Annotated in this window: 15 protein-coding genes, 17 tRNA genes and 1 rRNA gene; 28 read left to right on the top strand and 5 right to left on the bottom strand. The window is 51.6% G+C overall.

From position 1 onward, the window contains the following. Positions 1–9 precede the first annotated feature (9 nt). From rrf to ACZYR9_RS22765, 18 genes are all read left to right on the top strand, one after another. Positions 10–126, top strand: a 5S ribosomal RNA gene (gene rrf, locus ACZYR9_RS22680). Positions 127–131: 5 nt separating this feature from the next. Next, positions 132–207: transfer RNA gene (locus ACZYR9_RS22685), tRNA-Asn, on the top strand. Between the two features lie 4 nt (positions 208–211). Then, positions 212–300, top strand: a tRNA-Ser gene (locus ACZYR9_RS22690). A gap of 16 nt (positions 301–316) precedes the next feature. Further along, positions 317–391: transfer RNA gene (locus tag ACZYR9_RS22695), tRNA-Glu, on the top strand. A gap of 18 nt (positions 392–409) precedes the next feature. Further along, positions 410–485 (top strand) — tRNA-Val (locus ACZYR9_RS22700). A gap of 16 nt (positions 486–501) precedes the next feature. After that, a tRNA-Met gene (locus ACZYR9_RS22705) sits at positions 502–578 on the top strand. A gap of 10 nt (positions 579–588) precedes the next feature. Continuing rightward, positions 589–665 (top strand) — tRNA-Asp (locus ACZYR9_RS22710). A 164-nt stretch (positions 666–829) separates the two neighbouring features. Further along, positions 830–905 (top strand) — tRNA-Phe (locus tag ACZYR9_RS22715). Positions 906–912: 7 nt separating this feature from the next. Then, positions 913–988: transfer RNA gene (locus ACZYR9_RS22720), tRNA-Thr, on the top strand. A gap of 15 nt (positions 989–1,003) precedes the next feature. After that, positions 1,004–1,089 (top strand) — tRNA-Tyr (locus ACZYR9_RS22725). A gap of 9 nt (positions 1,090–1,098) precedes the next feature. Further along, positions 1,099–1,172: transfer RNA gene (locus tag ACZYR9_RS22730), tRNA-Trp, on the top strand. Between the two features lie 16 nt (positions 1,173–1,188). Beyond that, positions 1,189–1,264 (top strand) — tRNA-His (locus ACZYR9_RS22735). Between the two features lie 15 nt (positions 1,265–1,279). After that, positions 1,280–1,351 (top strand) — tRNA-Gln (locus ACZYR9_RS22740). Positions 1,352–1,400: 49 nt separating this feature from the next. Continuing rightward, positions 1,401–1,475, top strand: a tRNA-Gly gene (locus tag ACZYR9_RS22745). 6 nt (positions 1,476–1,481) lie between these two features. Next, positions 1,482–1,555: transfer RNA gene (locus ACZYR9_RS22750), tRNA-Cys, on the top strand. 7 nt (positions 1,556–1,562) lie between these two features. Beyond that, positions 1,563–1,651, top strand: a tRNA-Leu gene (locus tag ACZYR9_RS22755). Positions 1,652–1,668: 17 nt separating this feature from the next. Continuing rightward, positions 1,669–1,742: transfer RNA gene (locus tag ACZYR9_RS22760), tRNA-Arg, on the top strand. A 45-nt stretch (positions 1,743–1,787) separates the two neighbouring features. Then, a tRNA-Leu gene (locus tag ACZYR9_RS22765) sits at positions 1,788–1,867 on the top strand. A 63-nt stretch (positions 1,868–1,930) separates the two neighbouring features. On the opposite strand, the gene ACZYR9_RS22770 is transcribed toward ACZYR9_RS22765, so the two are convergent. From ACZYR9_RS22770 to glpX, 3 genes are all read right to left on the bottom strand, one after another. Next, positions 1,931–2,980, bottom strand: a complete 1,050-nt coding sequence (locus tag ACZYR9_RS22770) for a polysaccharide deacetylase family protein (RefSeq protein ID WP_488980711.1) — start codon at positions 2,978–2,980, stop codon at positions 1,931–1,933. Between the two features lie 117 nt (positions 2,981–3,097). Next, positions 3,098–3,916, bottom strand: coding sequence for a sulfite exporter TauE/SafE family protein (locus ACZYR9_RS22775; protein ID WP_488980712.1), 819 nt, complete (start codon positions 3,914–3,916; stop codon positions 3,098–3,100). An 84-nt stretch (positions 3,917–4,000) separates the two neighbouring features. Then, the gene (gene glpX / locus ACZYR9_RS22780) at positions 4,001–4,969 is read right to left on the bottom strand and encodes a class II fructose-bisphosphatase (RefSeq protein ID WP_488980713.1); all 969 of its coding nucleotides are present in this window, start codon (positions 4,967–4,969) and stop codon (positions 4,001–4,003) included. Between the two features lie 240 nt (positions 4,970–5,209). On the opposite strand from glpX, the gene ACZYR9_RS22785 reads away from it, so the two are divergent. From ACZYR9_RS22785 to ACZYR9_RS22800, 4 genes are all read left to right on the top strand, one after another. Beyond that, complete coding sequence (locus ACZYR9_RS22785; RefSeq protein ID WP_488980746.1) at positions 5,210–5,857, top strand: helix-turn-helix transcriptional regulator; 648 nt, start codon at positions 5,210–5,212, stop codon at positions 5,855–5,857. Positions 5,858–5,888: 31 nt separating this feature from the next. Further along, positions 5,889–6,695, top strand: coding sequence for a pyruvate, water dikinase regulatory protein (locus ACZYR9_RS22790; RefSeq protein ID WP_488980714.1), 807 nt, complete (start codon positions 5,889–5,891; stop codon positions 6,693–6,695). A gap of 199 nt (positions 6,696–6,894) precedes the next feature. Continuing rightward, positions 6,895–7,569, top strand: coding sequence for a molybdenum cofactor guanylyltransferase (gene mobA / locus ACZYR9_RS22795; RefSeq protein ID WP_488980715.1), 675 nt, complete (start codon positions 6,895–6,897; stop codon positions 7,567–7,569). A 131-nt stretch (positions 7,570–7,700) separates the two neighbouring features. Beyond that, positions 7,701–8,954, top strand: a complete 1,254-nt coding sequence (locus tag ACZYR9_RS22800) for a molybdopterin molybdotransferase MoeA (RefSeq protein WP_488980716.1) — start codon at positions 7,701–7,703, stop codon at positions 8,952–8,954. 55 nt (positions 8,955–9,009) lie between these two features. Here ACZYR9_RS22800 and yjcZ read toward each other — a convergent pair whose 3' ends face one another. Beyond that, positions 9,010–9,102: a sporulation protein YjcZ gene (gene yjcZ / locus ACZYR9_RS22805; protein ID WP_488980717.1), complete on the bottom strand. Its 93-nt coding sequence runs from the start codon at positions 9,100–9,102 to the stop codon at positions 9,010–9,012. A gap of 242 nt (positions 9,103–9,344) precedes the next feature. On the opposite strand from yjcZ, the gene ACZYR9_RS22810 reads away from it, so the two are divergent. Next, positions 9,345–10,529 (top strand): GNAT family N-acetyltransferase, encoded by a 1,185-nt coding sequence (locus tag ACZYR9_RS22810; RefSeq protein ID WP_488980718.1) that lies wholly within the window; start codon positions 9,345–9,347, stop codon positions 10,527–10,529. 105 nt (positions 10,530–10,634) lie between these two features. On the opposite strand, the gene ACZYR9_RS22815 is transcribed toward ACZYR9_RS22810, so the two are convergent. After that, positions 10,635–11,114 (bottom strand): hypothetical protein, encoded by a 480-nt coding sequence (locus tag ACZYR9_RS22815; protein WP_488980719.1) that lies wholly within the window; start codon positions 11,112–11,114, stop codon positions 10,635–10,637. A 226-nt stretch (positions 11,115–11,340) separates the two neighbouring features. Between ACZYR9_RS22815 and ACZYR9_RS22820 the strand changes: the two genes are divergently transcribed. The 5 genes from ACZYR9_RS22820 to liaF all read left to right on the top strand — a co-directional run bounded on the left by ACZYR9_RS22820 (position 11,341) and on the right by liaF (position 14,372). Continuing rightward, entirely contained in the window at positions 11,341–11,640 is a 300-nt protein-coding gene (locus tag ACZYR9_RS22820; protein ID WP_488980720.1) for a LiaF transmembrane domain-containing protein, read from the top strand. 46 nt (positions 11,641–11,686) lie between these two features. Continuing rightward, the gene (locus tag ACZYR9_RS22825) at positions 11,687–12,361 is read left to right on the top strand and encodes a PspA/IM30 family protein (protein ID WP_488980721.1); all 675 of its coding nucleotides are present in this window, start codon (positions 11,687–11,689) and stop codon (positions 12,359–12,361) included. A gap of 2 nt (positions 12,362–12,363) precedes the next feature. Then, entirely contained in the window at positions 12,364–12,885 is a 522-nt protein-coding gene (locus ACZYR9_RS22830; protein WP_488980722.1) for a PspC domain-containing protein, read from the top strand. Between the two features lies 1 nt (position 12,886). Further along, positions 12,887–13,585 (top strand): PspA/IM30 family protein, encoded by a 699-nt coding sequence (locus ACZYR9_RS22835; RefSeq protein WP_488980723.1) that lies wholly within the window; start codon positions 12,887–12,889, stop codon positions 13,583–13,585. A gap of 136 nt (positions 13,586–13,721) precedes the next feature. Then, positions 13,722–14,372 carry a cell wall-active antibiotics response protein LiaF gene (gene liaF, locus ACZYR9_RS22840; RefSeq protein ID WP_488980724.1) on the top strand — a complete coding sequence of 217 codons (651 nt, stop codon included), beginning with the start codon at positions 13,722–13,724 and terminating at the stop codon, positions 14,370–14,372. Positions 14,373–14,387: the final 15 nt, after the last annotated feature.

The raw sequence follows: 14,387 nt of genomic DNA on the forward strand, positions 1-14,387 counted from the left end.
AACTCTTAGTTTGGTGATGATGGCGGAAGGGAACCACGCGTACCCATACCGAACACGACCGTTAAGCCTTCCAGCGTCGATGGTACTTGGACCGCAGGGTCCTGGGAGAGTAGAACGTCGCCAAGCAGTATTCCCTGATAGCTCAGTTGGTAGAGCACTCGACTGTTAATCGAGTTGTCACAGGTTCGAGTCCTGTTCGGGGAGCCATCATGGAGAGGTGTCCGAGTTGGCCGAAGGAGCACGATTGGAAATCGTGTAGGCGTCACAAGCGTCTCGAGGGTTCGAATCCCTCTCTCTCCGTAGTTTTTTGAAGCATGGCCCGTTGGTCAAGGGGTTAAGACACCTCCCTTTCACGGAGGTAACAGGGGTTCGAATCCCCTACGGGTCACCATTATCTTTACATTCCTATGGAGGCTTAGCTCAGCTGGGAGAGCATCTGCCTTACAAGCAGAGGGTCGGCGGTTCGATCCCGTCAGCCTCCACCATAGAATATTTTACTGACGCGGGGTGGAGCAGCCCGGTAGCTCGTCGGGCTCATAACCCGAAGGCCGCAGGTTCAAATCCTGCCCCCGCAACCAAATTTTGTGTGGAGCCGTGGTGTAGAGGCCTAACATGCCTGCCTGTCACGCAGGAGACCGCGGGTTCGAATCCCGTCGGCTCCGCCATGATTTTACATCCTGTAAGGGATGAGAACCCATTGGGGTTCGTCGGAGCATAAGCTTCGTTAGCACTGCATCGCAGTCTCGAGTGTAACGAAGAGTATCCCGTCGGCTCCGCCATTAAAAGATATAAAGTGATTTACAAGTAGATTTAAATGTATTATAATTATGGCTCGGTAGCTCAGTCGGTAGAGCAGAGGACTGAAAATCCTCGTGTCGGCGGTTCGATTCCGTCCCGAGCCACCATGATTATGCCGTTGTAGCTCAATTGGTAGAGCAACTGACTTGTAATCAGTAGGTTGGGGGTTCAAGTCCTCTCGACGGCACCAGTAACAACTTCATATGGAGGCTTAGCGAAGTGGCCAAACGCAGCAGACTGTAAATCTGTTCTCTGACGAGTTCGGTGGTTCGAATCCATCAGCCTCCACCAGTTTATTATAGGGGCATAGTTTAAAGGTAGAACAAAGGTCTCCAAAACCTTTGGTGTGGGTTCGATTCCTGCTGCCCCTGCCAATATCTTTATATAGTGGCGGTCGTGGCGAAGTGGTTAACGCATCGGTTTGTGGATCCGACATTCGAGGGTTCAATTCCCTTCGACCGCCCCATTATTTTTCTGGTATTGGGGATTAGCCAAGCGGTAAGGCAACGGACTTTGACTCCGTCATGCCTAGGTTCGAATCCTAGATCCCCAGTAATGGACCCCTGGAGGATACTTATCATTCTAGGTCCAACATTTATCTTGCGGAAGTGGCTCAGGGGTAGAGCATCGCCTTGCCAAGGCGAGGGTCGCGGGTTCGAATCCCGTCTTCCGCTCCATCATATGGCGCCATAGCCAAGTGGTAAGGCAGAGCTCTGCAAAAGCTTTACCCCCAGTTCGAATCTGGGTGGCGCCTCCATTCTTTTGCCGGAGTGGCGGAATCGGCAGACGCACAGGACTTAAAATCCTGCGGTAGGTGACTACCGTACCAGTTCAAGTCTGGTCTTCGGCACCACTCCAATAACCGAATATGTGCCCTTAGCTCAGCTGGATAGAGCGTTTGACTACGAATCAAAAGGTCGGGAGTTCGAATCTCTCAGGGCACGTAGTACTACAGTGAACTGAGTTAGATAACTCAATTCACAGGACGTGCCGGTATGGCGGAATTGGCAGACGCGCGCGACTCAAAATCGTGAGGGAAACCGTGGGGGTTCAAGTCCCTCTACCGGCATCACAATCAAAAAAGCCTAGAGAGCGAATTGCTCTCTAGGCTTTTTTGATTGTTTCATTCAGCTTACTTTAATTGCTTGGACACTTGAAGCAGCTCGGGCAAAGTGACCAGCTTGTAACCGCGGGACTGTAAGGTTTGGATGATAGTGGGCAGAGCTTGAACGGTTCCGCTAAGGTTTTGTCCAGGACCGCCCCCGGAGTGTTGAAGTACGATGGACCCCGTTTTCACATGGTTTAAAATATTATTAGCGACTTGCTGCGGATTGAGCTGCTTCCAATCCTCCGAATCGACATTCCAGTTCACGATACGATACCCTTGCTTGGATGCCCACAGAAGCTGATTCTCACTGATTTCTCCATAGGGAGGCCGAACCAGTCTCGGTGCATACCCGATCAGAGGCTTTAACGATTTTTGTGTAAGCAGCACCTGAGTTTGAAAGCTTTCGTCAGATAGCTTAGTGAACAGCTTATGATTATAAGAATGGTTACCGATAACGTGCCCTTCTCGAGCAATACGTTTGACAATCTCAGGATAATGTTCCGCTTGCGAGCCTAAAAGAAAGAAGGTTGCCCGGACATGGTATTGTTTAAGTACATTAAGCACTTGAGGAGTATAGTGCATATCCGGTGCGTCATCGAAAGTAAGTGCCACCTGCCGCGAACCTTGAGGACCTTTGAGCAGCAATAAATCAGGGTACTTTTTAACTAATTGGGATAAGGTCAACCCTTTATTCCGGGTAGCCGTCTCCCTTACGGGTTTTTCAGGCAATGTTTTTTTGCGGCTCGCCAGCTGCTTTGGAGCTGATTTAAGCTTTTCTTTGAGCATTGTTTCCGGCGGCGGAGGGGCCGCTTTCTCTACTGCAGCAGGCTGCTGCAAAGCGGATGGGGAAGGGAGCTTCTGAACTGAGCGTTGGTTGTCTGGGTCAGACTCCGGAATCAAAGGTGCTTGGTCAGGAGGCTGCTGTCTCACTATGGAGATCTGTTTTGCTTGTTGTGATGGATAAGAATCGGCATCGGGTATTTCCGGATCATGATTCGCAAGCGGGCTACAGGAAGATAAGACGATGCAAGCCATCAAAGCATAGAAAAAAGCCGCGAGCGGTTGTCGAATCATAAAGTTCCCCCTTATCACTACACTAGCTTATAGCTCCTTTAGTTTTGGATAAGAGGAAGGAAATTATGCCTTTATGATGAATGCTGCGCGGCTAAATCTTATACCATGAATTTTTCTTCAACCTAGAAAAGCGCCTTCCCATATCATCTTCATCGCTACAAGAAAGAAAGTGATGCGGAGCACCCAAAGCAGCTTTTTACTGCTAAGCCTGCTTGCAATGACTGCACCCAGCCAGCCTCCGATGATGGCGGTTGGTGCTAATCCAAGGACCATCCACAGGTTCACTTCACCCAGCGCAAAATGAGTCATGCTTCCCATTAACGCGGAAAGTAAAATAACGAACATGGATGTAGCCGTAGCAACATGGGGAGGATAACGAAATAAAATAACCAAGACCGGAACAAGCAAGGCTCCCCCTCCGACACCAAATAACCCCGAAATGAATCCGACAGCTAATCCGATGATTAATACCGGGGGAATGCTGTAGCCGTACTGAAAGGTTTGGCCTTTTCCGTCCGTATATGCCCGTTCAATTCCCCACTTGATATCAAATGGTTTCATATAATCCCGAAGGATAAGCAGTACGGCCATAAACAGCATGAATAAGCCGAAGCCCAGCTGAAACGACTTGGCATTGGCGAATTGAGTCGTGTACGAACCGAGCATGGCTCCGGGGCCGCAGGTAATAAAAAGGAGCCACCCGCTTTTAAAGTCGACCCGCTTTTGTCTGAAGAACGTTATTGTAGAAGAAAGTGCTGTAAAAATAAGAACAGCTAATGAAGTGCCTACGGCGGTTGCAATCGGAATCGATTCTCCAATGAAATATGGCCCCAAATAAACCAGGGCAGGGACAATAATAATACCGCCCCCGAGGCCGACCAAGCTTCCAAACGTGGCGGCAATTAAACCGACGGCGGTATAAAACAGAATACTCATAGGGCATTCCTTCTTCCATTTCCATTTTGTTCTATATACATAGTACATAGTACCACAGGAATAGAAGAAATCAATGAACCCGAATTAAGATTCTTGCAGCAATTGTTTATTAGGCAAATAATGGCTTGATTGGATAAAACGTATCGTACGGGTTTTGGCACGCATGACGATCGAATGAGTCTCCGCCCGCATGTTAGGCATATACCGGATACCGCTCAAAAACTCGCCCGGCGTAATGCCGGTAGCCGCAAAGATAACGTCATCGGTTCCGACCATATCGTCCATCGTCAATATTTTGTGCGGATCGGTAATTCCCATAGCAATACAGCGTTGATATTCTTCATCGTTGGCCGGCAGCAATCGGCCTAACAGCTCCCCGCCTAAGCATCGCAATGCCGCGGCTGCCAATACACCTTCCGGAGCTCCGCCAGAGCCAACGTACATGTCGATTCCGGATTCCGAAAGGGCTGGCGCCATGGCTCCGGCTACATCGCCGTCGCTCAAGAACTTGATCCGCACGCCTACACGGCGCAAGGTTTCGATTTTTTCGCGATGACGCTCTCTGTCGAGAATCATAATCGTCAAATTGCTGAGCGGTTTATCGAGTACTTCGGCAGCGCGCTTCAGTGTCGTTTCCAACGGATCGTTTAAATTCAAATGTCCGGCAAGCGCAGGTCCTACCGCTAATTTTTCCATATACATATCCGGGGCATGCAATAAATTTCCTTTGCCTGCGATCGCGATGACCGCCAAGGCATTGTTAAGCCCTTTGGCTACAAGCTCGGTACCCTCAAGCGGATCGACGGCCACGTCAACCTCGGGCCCTTGTCCGTTACCGACTTGCTCCCCGATGTAAAGCATGGGCGCTTCGTCCATTTCGCCTTCGCCGATCACAACGGTTCCCCGAATGGATACAGAATCGAACATGGCGCGCATCGCTGTGGTTGCAGCCCCATCTGCCTGGTTTTTGTCGCCCCGGCCCATCCATTTTGCAGCCGATAATGCGGCGAGCTCTGTGACTCGAACTATCTCGAGCGCCAATTCTCTTTCCATCCCATTCGCGCCTCCTAAACAATAATGGTGTTCTTTTACAATCGTATATAGTATAATTAATTATTAAATAATGCGCAATAAATAAACACATATTGTTTAAAAGTACACCATATTCCAAGAAAATTCCAAGAAAAATAAACGGGAATACGGTTCTATGAGTTTGAAAGCATTTTTGGTACAATTGGAGAGTAATCAAGAGGCAGCCGGCAGAGGCTGCTTTGACATGAGGAGGGACCGGTCATCGAACTGACTGCGCGCCAATTACAGATCGTAGAACTGGTAAAAGCAAACGCCCCGATTACAGGCGAACAAATAGCGGAAATGCTCGGGCTTAGCCGCCCGACGTTACGATCGGACCTTGCGCTGCTCGTAATGCTGGGTCTCGTTGACGCCAAGCCGAAGGTAGGATATACCCCGGGCTCGGCCGTGTCTTCGGGTTCCCAGGCCTCCAGAAAGCTGCTGAACACGAAAGTAAAAGAAGTACAGGCGATCCCAGTGATCGTAAAAGAAAATGCGTCCGTTGGTGACGCTGTGGTTTCCCTTTTCATGGAAAATGTAGGGAGCTTGATCGTTGTGGATGATCAGGGCTGCTTGTCAGGTATGATCTCACGCAAAGACCTGCTCAAATTTACATTCGGCAATACGAATGCGGCGACAATGCCCGTAAGTATGGTGATGACGCGCGAGCCCAACATCATCCATGTAACGCCGGATGAATCGGTGATCGATGCGGCCAAGAAAATGATTCATCACCAGGTGGACAGCTTGCCGGTCGTCGTCCCGTCGAAGCTTGAACAATCAGGAGGCATCCCCCGGTGGGATGTGGTCGGCAGGGTAACCAAAACCATAATGACGAAAATTTTGCTGGATTTGGCTGTCGGCCATTAAGGATTTCGCGGATAAAAGGAGAAGGAACCGGATGAGTGAAGATCAGTCCTATGAAATAACCATATGCTCGGATTCCGTCGGGGAAACGGCCGAAGCGGTCGTGAGGGCGACGATTCGACAATTTGACGCACATCAGGTGAGAACCAAGCGAATCGGTCATATCAAAAGTGAGGATGAGATCCGTTCAATCTTGGAGGAAGCGGCCAAGAGGGGGGGATTTGTCGCATACACGCTGGTACAGCCTGAACTAAGAGAAACGATGAAGGAAGAAGCGCTCAGGCTGGGGATAAGAGCTGTAGATATTATGGGACCGATGATGGAGGCGTTCGTCGATACCTTTAATGATGCCCCCAAGCGTAAACCGGGTCTGCTGCACTTGATGGATGAAGATTATTTCCGAAGGGTGGAAGCCATCGAATTTGCCGTCAAATGCGATGACGGGCGCGATACGAGTGCGCTGTTGAAGGCCAATCTTGTTCTCATCGGCGTATCGCGTACCTCCAAGACGCCGCTTAGCATTTTTTTGGCTCACAAGGGGATTAAGGTTTCCAATCTTCCTCTGGTTCCGGAGGTAAAGGCCCCGAAGGAATTGTTCCTGGTGCCGGGTAAGCGGATCGTCGGTCTGACAATGGATGCGGAGAAGCTTTATAAGATTCGCACGGAACGGCTGAAGGCGGTAGGGCTCCCATTCGGAGCCAAGTATGCGACCATGGAACGGATCGACGAGGAGCTCCGATACGCTCAAGACTTAATGAAGCAGGTGGGCTGCTTGGTCATTAATGTAACGGATAAAGCGATTGAAGAAACAGCCGGCATTATTATGGGTTATTTACAATAATAAATGAATATGTGAATAGAGAGCTTGGATCAAATGGTCCAGGCTTTTTTTGATGCGGTGCCGAGATGAAGGCCGGGAGACTGCAAAAATCATGCTGGAATGATGATCGCCCGGCAGCCGTAGACAATCCGGCTTCTTTGTCCTATAGTAAGGTATGAAATAAGAACGAGAACGAGCGTAAAGGCAGGTGCTTGCATCAATGCAAGACAGAAGCCAAAGCGAAATGAAGAGATCGGGCGTTATCTTGGCCGGAGGGTTGAACCGGCGCATGGGCGGTTACCGCAAGGCGCTGCTGAAGTATGAGGGCAGGACGTTTTTGGCCAGACAGCTGATGGAGCTTGCCAGGATCTGCAATGAGCTGATTCTGGTGACACAAGAGCCTGGGCAGTATGAGAGGGAACTAAGGGCATTCGCCGGCGTCGTTCGGGTCATTCCCGATCTGCAGCCGGGGAAGGGGCCGCTTGCTGGATTGCAGGCGGCTATGGCTGCCGCAGGTAACGATGAATTATGGATCGTCGGCTGCGATATGCCAGCGGTGAGTGCCAGAGCCGCGGAAGCGATGAGCGGGCTGCGCGAAGATACGGACAGCGATGCGGTGATTGCACGGCTGCATGGACGCTTGCATCCGCTGCACGGTTTATACCACCGGCGCTGCCTTCAGACTGTGGAGCGGATGCTTGCCGAAGAAGACTTCCGGATGATGCGTTTGCTTCGTGAGCTTCAGGTTCGTGAAGCGGAGGCCTCTTTTTTTGAAGAACTCGGGATTCCGACGAATTTCACGGAAAACATCAACAACCCGGAAGCGTATAACAAGCTTTTGAACCTTGGAAGCGGTTATTTTTTATGTCATAATGAATCCAAACCGGATAAGTAAATTCCCCGAACCAACAGGGAATGGTATGACATGCTTTTTATATAGCGATGAGATGAATCCAGGAGCTCCAGAGCGAACAGCAGAGCCATACATCGACAGTCAGATCTATGTCGCACATTGGAGGGTGAAACGTGAGCAGTTTAAGATTTGGCCGTAAGGCCATGACTTTAGAGGAAGCGCAGCGGCAAGTACTTCATCAAGCACGGCTGCTGAATATAGAAGAGGTCCTGCTGGAGGAAGCATTTGGGAGAAGGCTGGCAATGGATATCACCGCACACGAACCGGTACCTCATTTTCGCAGGTCTGGAGTAGACGGGTATGCGGTGAGATCAGCGGATACGAAGGCTGCTGCGGCTGATGCTCCTATAAGGATGGAGGTTACGGAAATGATCCCCTGCGGTTCGGTACCGAGCCAAGAGATCGGTCCGGGGCAAGCGGCGCGCATCATGACCGGAGCTGTCGTGCCGGAAGGTGCGGACGCAGTGATTATGCTGGAGATGACCGACAGAGCAGAGGATGCCATGGACGGGACCGTAGGGATTCGTAAAGCGATGACCGCAGGCGAGAACATCACGCCGGTTGGCCAGGAGGTATCACCCGGGGCACCGCTGCTGGAACGGGGCTGTATCGTCGGACCGGGGGAGGCGGCGATTCTTGCAACCTTTGGATACCACCGTGTGCCGGTCTTTCAACAGCCTAAGGTGGCGATTTTCTCTACCGGCTCGGAGCTGCTGCCGGTGGAGTCCCCGCTGGCTCCCGGTAAAATTCGAGGAAGCAACGGATATATGCTGGCCAGTCAAGTCCGGGAAGCAGGCGGACTTCCCCGCCTGATGCCGATTTTGCCTGACGAGGCGGACATTGTGGAAAAGCAGCTGCTCGCAGCGCTTGACTGGGCAGACATCGTGCTGACAACAGGTGGCGTTTCGGTGGGCGATAAGGATGTCCTGGTCGATTTATTCAAGCGTTGGGACGGAGCCCTGCTCTTTAATAAGATTTCCATGCGACCCGGAAGTCCGACCTCGTGCGGGATGTGGCATGGTAAGCCGCTTTTTGCGTTATCGGGTAATCCCGGGGCTTCTTATGTAGGCTTTGAGCTGCTCGTTCGTCCGTATATGAAAGCGTCTCTTGGTGCGAAGTATCCGCTTCTGCCGGAAGTCGAGGCTATTTTGGATGTGGATTACAGCAAAGGCTCCGCATATCCCCGTTACGTGCGCGGCACTTCGCGAGTCGAAGGCGGTATTTTAAAGGTTCAGCCGGCCGGATTCGACAAGTCGAGTATTATGGTATCGATTAAAGATGCCGACTGCCTGATCTGCATTCCCTCAGGCGGCAGGGGGGCGGCACAGGGGGAAAAGGTCCGTATCATGCGGTTGGCTGAAAAATAAGAAGGAATGGAAAACCCCGGCTGGAGTCATGACGCCATGTCCGGGGCTTTTGGCATTAGATAAACCATGCACGGGAAACGATAACAAGCAGGATGAAGAGTACCAGAATTATACCGGTAGACGTAAAGTACCCGCCAACAAAGCTCATGTGGCATCCCCCTTTCAGAAGACATGGTATAAGATATGAAGAGTAGCGGCCTATGGATTGGACGAAAGCCCGAATTTAGGGACAAAAACACCTGTCATTCAAAGGAGTACAGACGGGAATCGTGGAAATTATCGTGAAATTGGGTTACAATGGCACAAGACTAAACATCGCCCCATCACAAGGGAGTAATATACATCGTTTTTTTCTCTTGCCAACATATGCGTAAAGGAAAGGGATAGGGCATGAACGGAAATCTAGAGATTCGCAACATTCCAAGCGAGGATTTTGCCGAGAGCCTGGAGCTGTCCGAATTTGCGTTTCAAAACATATTTACTCCGGAAGAACGGTCGCAGCGTATAGCCGGCCTTCGTTCCGATGAATTGTGGGGCGCCTATGTGGATGGACAGCTGGCTGCCAAAATGACGATTCTTAATTTGGAGACTCGTATTCAGGGCATAACGTTTGCTATGGGGGGCATCGCCGGAGTGGCGACATGGCCGGAGTACCGGCGCGGCGGTCTGGTTGCGCGGCTGCTGGCTCATGCGCTGCGCATCATGCGGGATAATGGGCAGACCGTATCGTTTTTGCATCCCTTTCAGTTCGCTTTTTACCGTAAATATGGTTGGGAAACCTATACGGAGTATAAAAGGTATGAGATCCCTACGGGACTGCTGCCGAGAGTAGGCGCTCAACCTGGACGCATCGTACGCGCAGGGCAGGACATTCCGCTTCTGGGAGCGATCTATGAGAAATACGCCTCCCGGTTTAACGGCGCATTGGTCAGAGATGAAGCGTGGTGGCGGGAGCGCATATTTGCTTCTAAGCAGGGAACGGTCGCAGCGTATTATGATAGTGACGACCAGCCGGCAGGCTACGTTTTCTATCAGGTGAAGGATAGGGTGTTGACAGTTCATGAGCTTGTCAGTTTGCACCATCAGGCCCGTTTGGCCTTATGGCGTTTCTTGGCGGACCACGATTCGATGATCGATAAGCTGCTCGTCAGCGCACCGGCGGAGGACCGGCTGCCCTTCCTGCTGGATAACCCAAGGGTGAAGCAGGAGCTTGTGCCTTACTTTATGGCCCGGATCGTAGATGCGGGAGGCTTCTTGGAGAAATACCCTTTCGCTTCGGGTACGGAGAGCACGCTGCTTCTGGAAGTGTCCGACGGAGATGCGGAGTGGAACAATCGGACGTTCGTTTTGAAGGTGGACGAGTCCGGCACGGCCCGGGTAGCCGGTGCTTCGAGTGTGGCGGCAGACTGGCCGCTGGTGCAGTGTGATGTTCAAACCTTGACAACGATGCTCATGGGTTATCAGCGCCCGGGCTTTTTGAGGGAAATCGGCAGGCTGAAGTGCAAGCCGGAGATGGTCGAAAGGCTGGAGCGGCTTATACCCGTGCGTCAAACGTATTTGCCTGATTTTTTCTAGGCGTCGCGGTTTTCGAGAAAGTCAGGTCAATGACGTGGCATGCGGTCGGTCGGATCCAAGCCCGTTTGGAACTCCTTTATCATCCCAAACACAGCTGTAAAGGCTTCAAAAAGCAATGTTATATTTTTTGAGAAAAGGCTCGAATTCTTTATAAGAACATTCAAATACGAACGTCTTGTCCTCAGCGCTGAAGGCCAGCAGCTGGGGACTTTCTTTTTCTTCATGGCTGGGAAGGATGACGAACAGCTCTTTGCATTGAAAGGACAATTCAGCTTTGGTCACGGGAAGCGGGGGATGAAACGGCACGCGGATGACAATACCGCTGTTTGCCCCGACGCTGAATCGTCCCGATAAGCCTCCGACACGCTGAAACCAGTCTGCGGCTTCTTGGCGGATCTCGGCACTATTGGGGATCGCTTGAGCCACTTTATCCTGCTTAACGTCATAGATGAGTACCGGATAAGGGGCGGGTTCCTGCTGCGCAGCGGAGTTTGAATTCGGGGCGACGGCGGCTCCCAAAACCGGCAGTAAAAGCAGCAGTGCAAGGACCGACCAAATGGTTGCTGTAAGTTTGGCAGACTTCATTCGGGTGTACCCTCCTATTCTTAAATTGGTTGAGACTAGTATGCCCCCGGATTGCGCTTTCATGCGGTCCGGCAGGCTTGGTGCAAGCTTGTCTGCAGAAGGGTTGGCTACTGGACTTAGGTCCAGCTTCAAAAACCGCCGCAGGTCCGTTTTGAAGTGCCTTCCGTTCCCCTAAAATAAAGACATAAGCCAACGAGAACGAAACGAAAGGCGGTGAGTGAAGCGAATGAAAATGAACAAACGGATGGGCTTGGCGCTGCTGTTGATCACCTTCGGTTCTTTGATTCTGCTGAACAAAATGGGCTTTCACTTCGGGCATCACATCATGGGAATTCTGTTCCCCGTCGCGATGGTAGGCCTCGGATTTCTCGGTCTGAAAAACGGGAGGAGCGTCATCGGCTGGATTTTGATCGTCATTGGAGGCATGATCCTTCTTGGCAAGCTGTCCGGCTTGATCGGAATTTTGATTGCTGTCGGATTAATTGGTTACGGCATATCCATGCTCCGAGGCAGGAAAGCTTATTAGCGGCAACAGGAAATAAAACTGAGAAGAAAAGGTGGTTGAGCAGGGCATGAGCTTAGGCAAACGATTCCGGGACATAACGGTAGCGCATTTCAACGAAATGCTGGAGAACGCGGAAGACCCCGTTCGCTTGATTGATAAATATTTGGCAAGCCAATCGGAGCAAATTCGGGAATCCGAACGGCTTCTGCAGCAGATTCTGACACACGCGGCATCGCTTCGCCAGCAGTATTCCTCGGCCGAGCAGCTGAAGGAACGCAGGGAGCAGCAAGCACTGCTGGCCTTAAAAGCCGGCGAGGACGAAATCGCACGCATGGCGCTGCAGGAAAAAATGCAGCAGGAGGAGAAAGCCGCCCAATACAAAGCGCTGTACGATCAAAGCAAGCTGGGCATCCTCGAGCTGGAGGAGCAGCTTCGGCAGCTCAAGTCGGAATTTGACGAAGTCGCCTCCAAACGAAGCTATTACATGGCAAGACTTGAATCCGTCAAGCTGCAGCAGCGCATGAATGAGCGGCTGCGTCATGGGGACGGCAGACCGAGGTCGCGGATGTTCGAACGGCTGGAGGAACGGGTTTCCGATATGGAGCTATCGGCGCACACCCTGCGGGAAGTAAGAAGCGGGATGCGCGAGGCTTGGTCGAATGTAGGCGGAGCCGCATCGAAAGCGGTTGAGCAGGAGCTTGCGAAGCTGCGCAATAAACTGAAACAGGAGGGCTGGAACTAGTTATGACTAACATTTACCGTTCGCGTACCGACCGCAAAATTGCCGGCTTGTGCGGAGGTCTTGCCGAGCTGTTCGGCATCGACGCCACGCTGCTGCGCCTCCTGGTCGTGATCGCGGCGTTCTTCTCGGCGGGTGTGGTGATTCCACTTTATTTCTTGGCGGTATTGGTTATTCCCAACGAGCCTTATACAGGCGGACCCTACGGCGGCGGCCCGGGGTACGCTCGGGAAGACGGCTACGGACACAAGTGGGGCTACCAATACGGCAGCTGGAAGGATTGGAAGCGTGCGGAGAAGCATTACCGCAAGGCGCAAAAGTACGGCTGGGCCCCGCATAATGACAACCCTGCTTATGAAGCGGAGCACGCACGTAGAGCTTCTGGTTATGAAGATGCGGCCGGGAGCCATCTGGACGATATGATGAAAGACATTGAAAAGAAAGCGATGAGAAAAGAAATCGAAGAGCTTCGCGCCAAAGTAGCGCAATATGAACGACAACAAAATCAAGCTAAGGGAGATGTGTAGCATGGGAGTATTTAAAAGAATTAAGGATATGACGAAGGCATCGATGCATGAATTGTTGGATAAGGTGGAAGACCCGATCATTATGCTGAACCAATACCTTCGGGATATGGAAGAGGAAATCGCGCAGGCGGAGGTGACGGTAGCCCGTCAAATCTCCAGCGAGCGCAAGCTTAAAGAGCGTGGGGATGAAGCGGTCCGCCTCAGCGCGCAATCCGAGCAGCAAGCCAAGGAAGCGCTGAAGAACGGTCAAGAAGCGGCGGCGCGTCAAGCTCTGGAGCAAAAATTGTACTATGACGGAAAAATGACGGAATATGCGGAAATGCATGAACAAGCCAAAGCCCAAGCGGCGGAGCTGCTGCAGCAGCTGCATGAAATGAAGGATGCGTATTACCAAATGCGCAACAAGCGCAGCGAGCTGGTCACCCGGGCACAGCTTGCGAAAGCGAAAAAGCAAATGGCTGAAGTCACTCATAACAACGTGATCGACGGGGGCAGCGCCGTGAAGGGCTTCCGCCGCATGGAAGAGAAAATCATGACGATGGAAGTGGAGGCGGAAATCGCACGCAAGCCCTATGCAGGCTCTGCCTATACAGGGTCCCTTTACGGAAGCGCAACGTCTACAGATCCGGTTAAGCAGCAAAAGGTGGAGGATCAGCTGCAGCTGCTGAAGGATAAAATCACCTCTGAACAAGGGCAGTAAACGCAAGGAAAAATGCTCTTGGAGCAAAGCGAGCAATTGTGATATGCTATGAAAGGCAAAAGCCATGGTCGGCCGTTTCAAGCCGCTGTGGCTTTTGCTTAAATCACCGGAGACTATGCGAAAGGGGGCGGCACGGATGCATCGCAAACGCAATCGCAACATTGCGCTGATGCTCATCGGCGCAGGATTGTTTTTGCTGGCGGATAATCATCTCAGTTTCTTTACCGTGGCCGCCCTCTTTTTGCTTCTGATCGGTGTGCACAAGGTTCGTTCGGGAAACGAGAGAAAGGGATATGTGCTGATGATCATCGGGCTGCTGCTGCTGGTAGGCGGCAATTTACTTATGGTTGCGGCGATTATTCTGATTTCTCTGGGCTTTTTTTATAATAAAATGCGTAAAATGCATCAGGATGATAGACACGTTCGAAAGCAGAGCCTGATCGAGAGCATCCGTTGGGGCAGGGAGCCATGGATTTTGCGCAGCATGTCGATCTGGAACGTGCTTGGGGAGCTGCAGATGGATTTCACCTATGCCATTCCCGAGCAGAAAGAAACGACGGTCATCCTGCAGGGCGTGATTGCCGATATCGATTTGATCGTACCGGAGGATATGGGACTGTCCGTATCGGCTTCGGTATGGTTCGGACAGACGAGCATCGGCTACGATAAAGAAGCCGGGGTGCTTAATAAAATCGTATGGCGGTCTCCAAACTACTGGACGGCCGATCGTCAGGTGAACCTGGAAATTTCGTATATCGTGGCCGACATTGATATCAAAATCGTTTAAAACCGTTGGAGGCGC

The sequence above is a fragment of the Paenibacillus sp. F024 genome, assembly GCF_057814255.1.

What these genes read in the sequence shown, in the direction of transcription:
- ACZYR9_RS22815 (WP_488980719.1), bottom strand. Translation starts at nt 11,114, where the DNA reads ATGAAGTCTGCCAAACTTACAGCAACCATTTGGTCGGTCCTTGCACTG.
- ACZYR9_RS22790 (WP_488980714.1), top strand. Translation starts at nt 5,889, where the DNA reads ATGAGTGAAGATCAGTCCTATGAAATAACCATATGCTCGGATTCCGTC.
- ACZYR9_RS22810 (WP_488980718.1), top strand. Translation starts at nt 9,345, where the DNA reads ATGAACGGAAATCTAGAGATTCGCAACATTCCAAGCGAGGATTTTGCC.
- glpX (WP_488980713.1), bottom strand. Translation starts at nt 4,969, where the DNA reads ATGGAAAGAGAATTGGCGCTCGAGATAGTTCGAGTCACAGAGCTCGCC.
- ACZYR9_RS22775 (WP_488980712.1), bottom strand. Translation starts at nt 3,916, where the DNA reads ATGAGTATTCTGTTTTATACCGCCGTCGGTTTAATTGCCGCCACGTTT.
- mobA (WP_488980715.1), top strand. Translation starts at nt 6,895, where the DNA reads ATGCAAGACAGAAGCCAAAGCGAAATGAAGAGATCGGGCGTTATCTTG.
- ACZYR9_RS22825 (WP_488980721.1), top strand. Translation starts at nt 11,687, where the DNA reads ATGAGCTTAGGCAAACGATTCCGGGACATAACGGTAGCGCATTTCAAC.
- yjcZ (WP_488980717.1), bottom strand. Translation starts at nt 9,102, where the DNA reads ATGAGCTTTGTTGGCGGGTACTTTACGTCTACCGGTATAATTCTGGTA.
- ACZYR9_RS22770 (WP_488980711.1), bottom strand. Translation starts at nt 2,980, where the DNA reads ATGATTCGACAACCGCTCGCGGCTTTTTTCTATGCTTTGATGGCTTGC.
- ACZYR9_RS22830 (WP_488980722.1), top strand. Translation starts at nt 12,364, where the DNA reads ATGACTAACATTTACCGTTCGCGTACCGACCGCAAAATTGCCGGCTTG.
- ACZYR9_RS22835 (WP_488980723.1), top strand. Translation starts at nt 12,887, where the DNA reads ATGGGAGTATTTAAAAGAATTAAGGATATGACGAAGGCATCGATGCAT.
- ACZYR9_RS22820 (WP_488980720.1), top strand. Translation starts at nt 11,341, where the DNA reads ATGAAAATGAACAAACGGATGGGCTTGGCGCTGCTGTTGATCACCTTC.
- liaF (WP_488980724.1), top strand. Translation starts at nt 13,722, where the DNA reads ATGCATCGCAAACGCAATCGCAACATTGCGCTGATGCTCATCGGCGCA.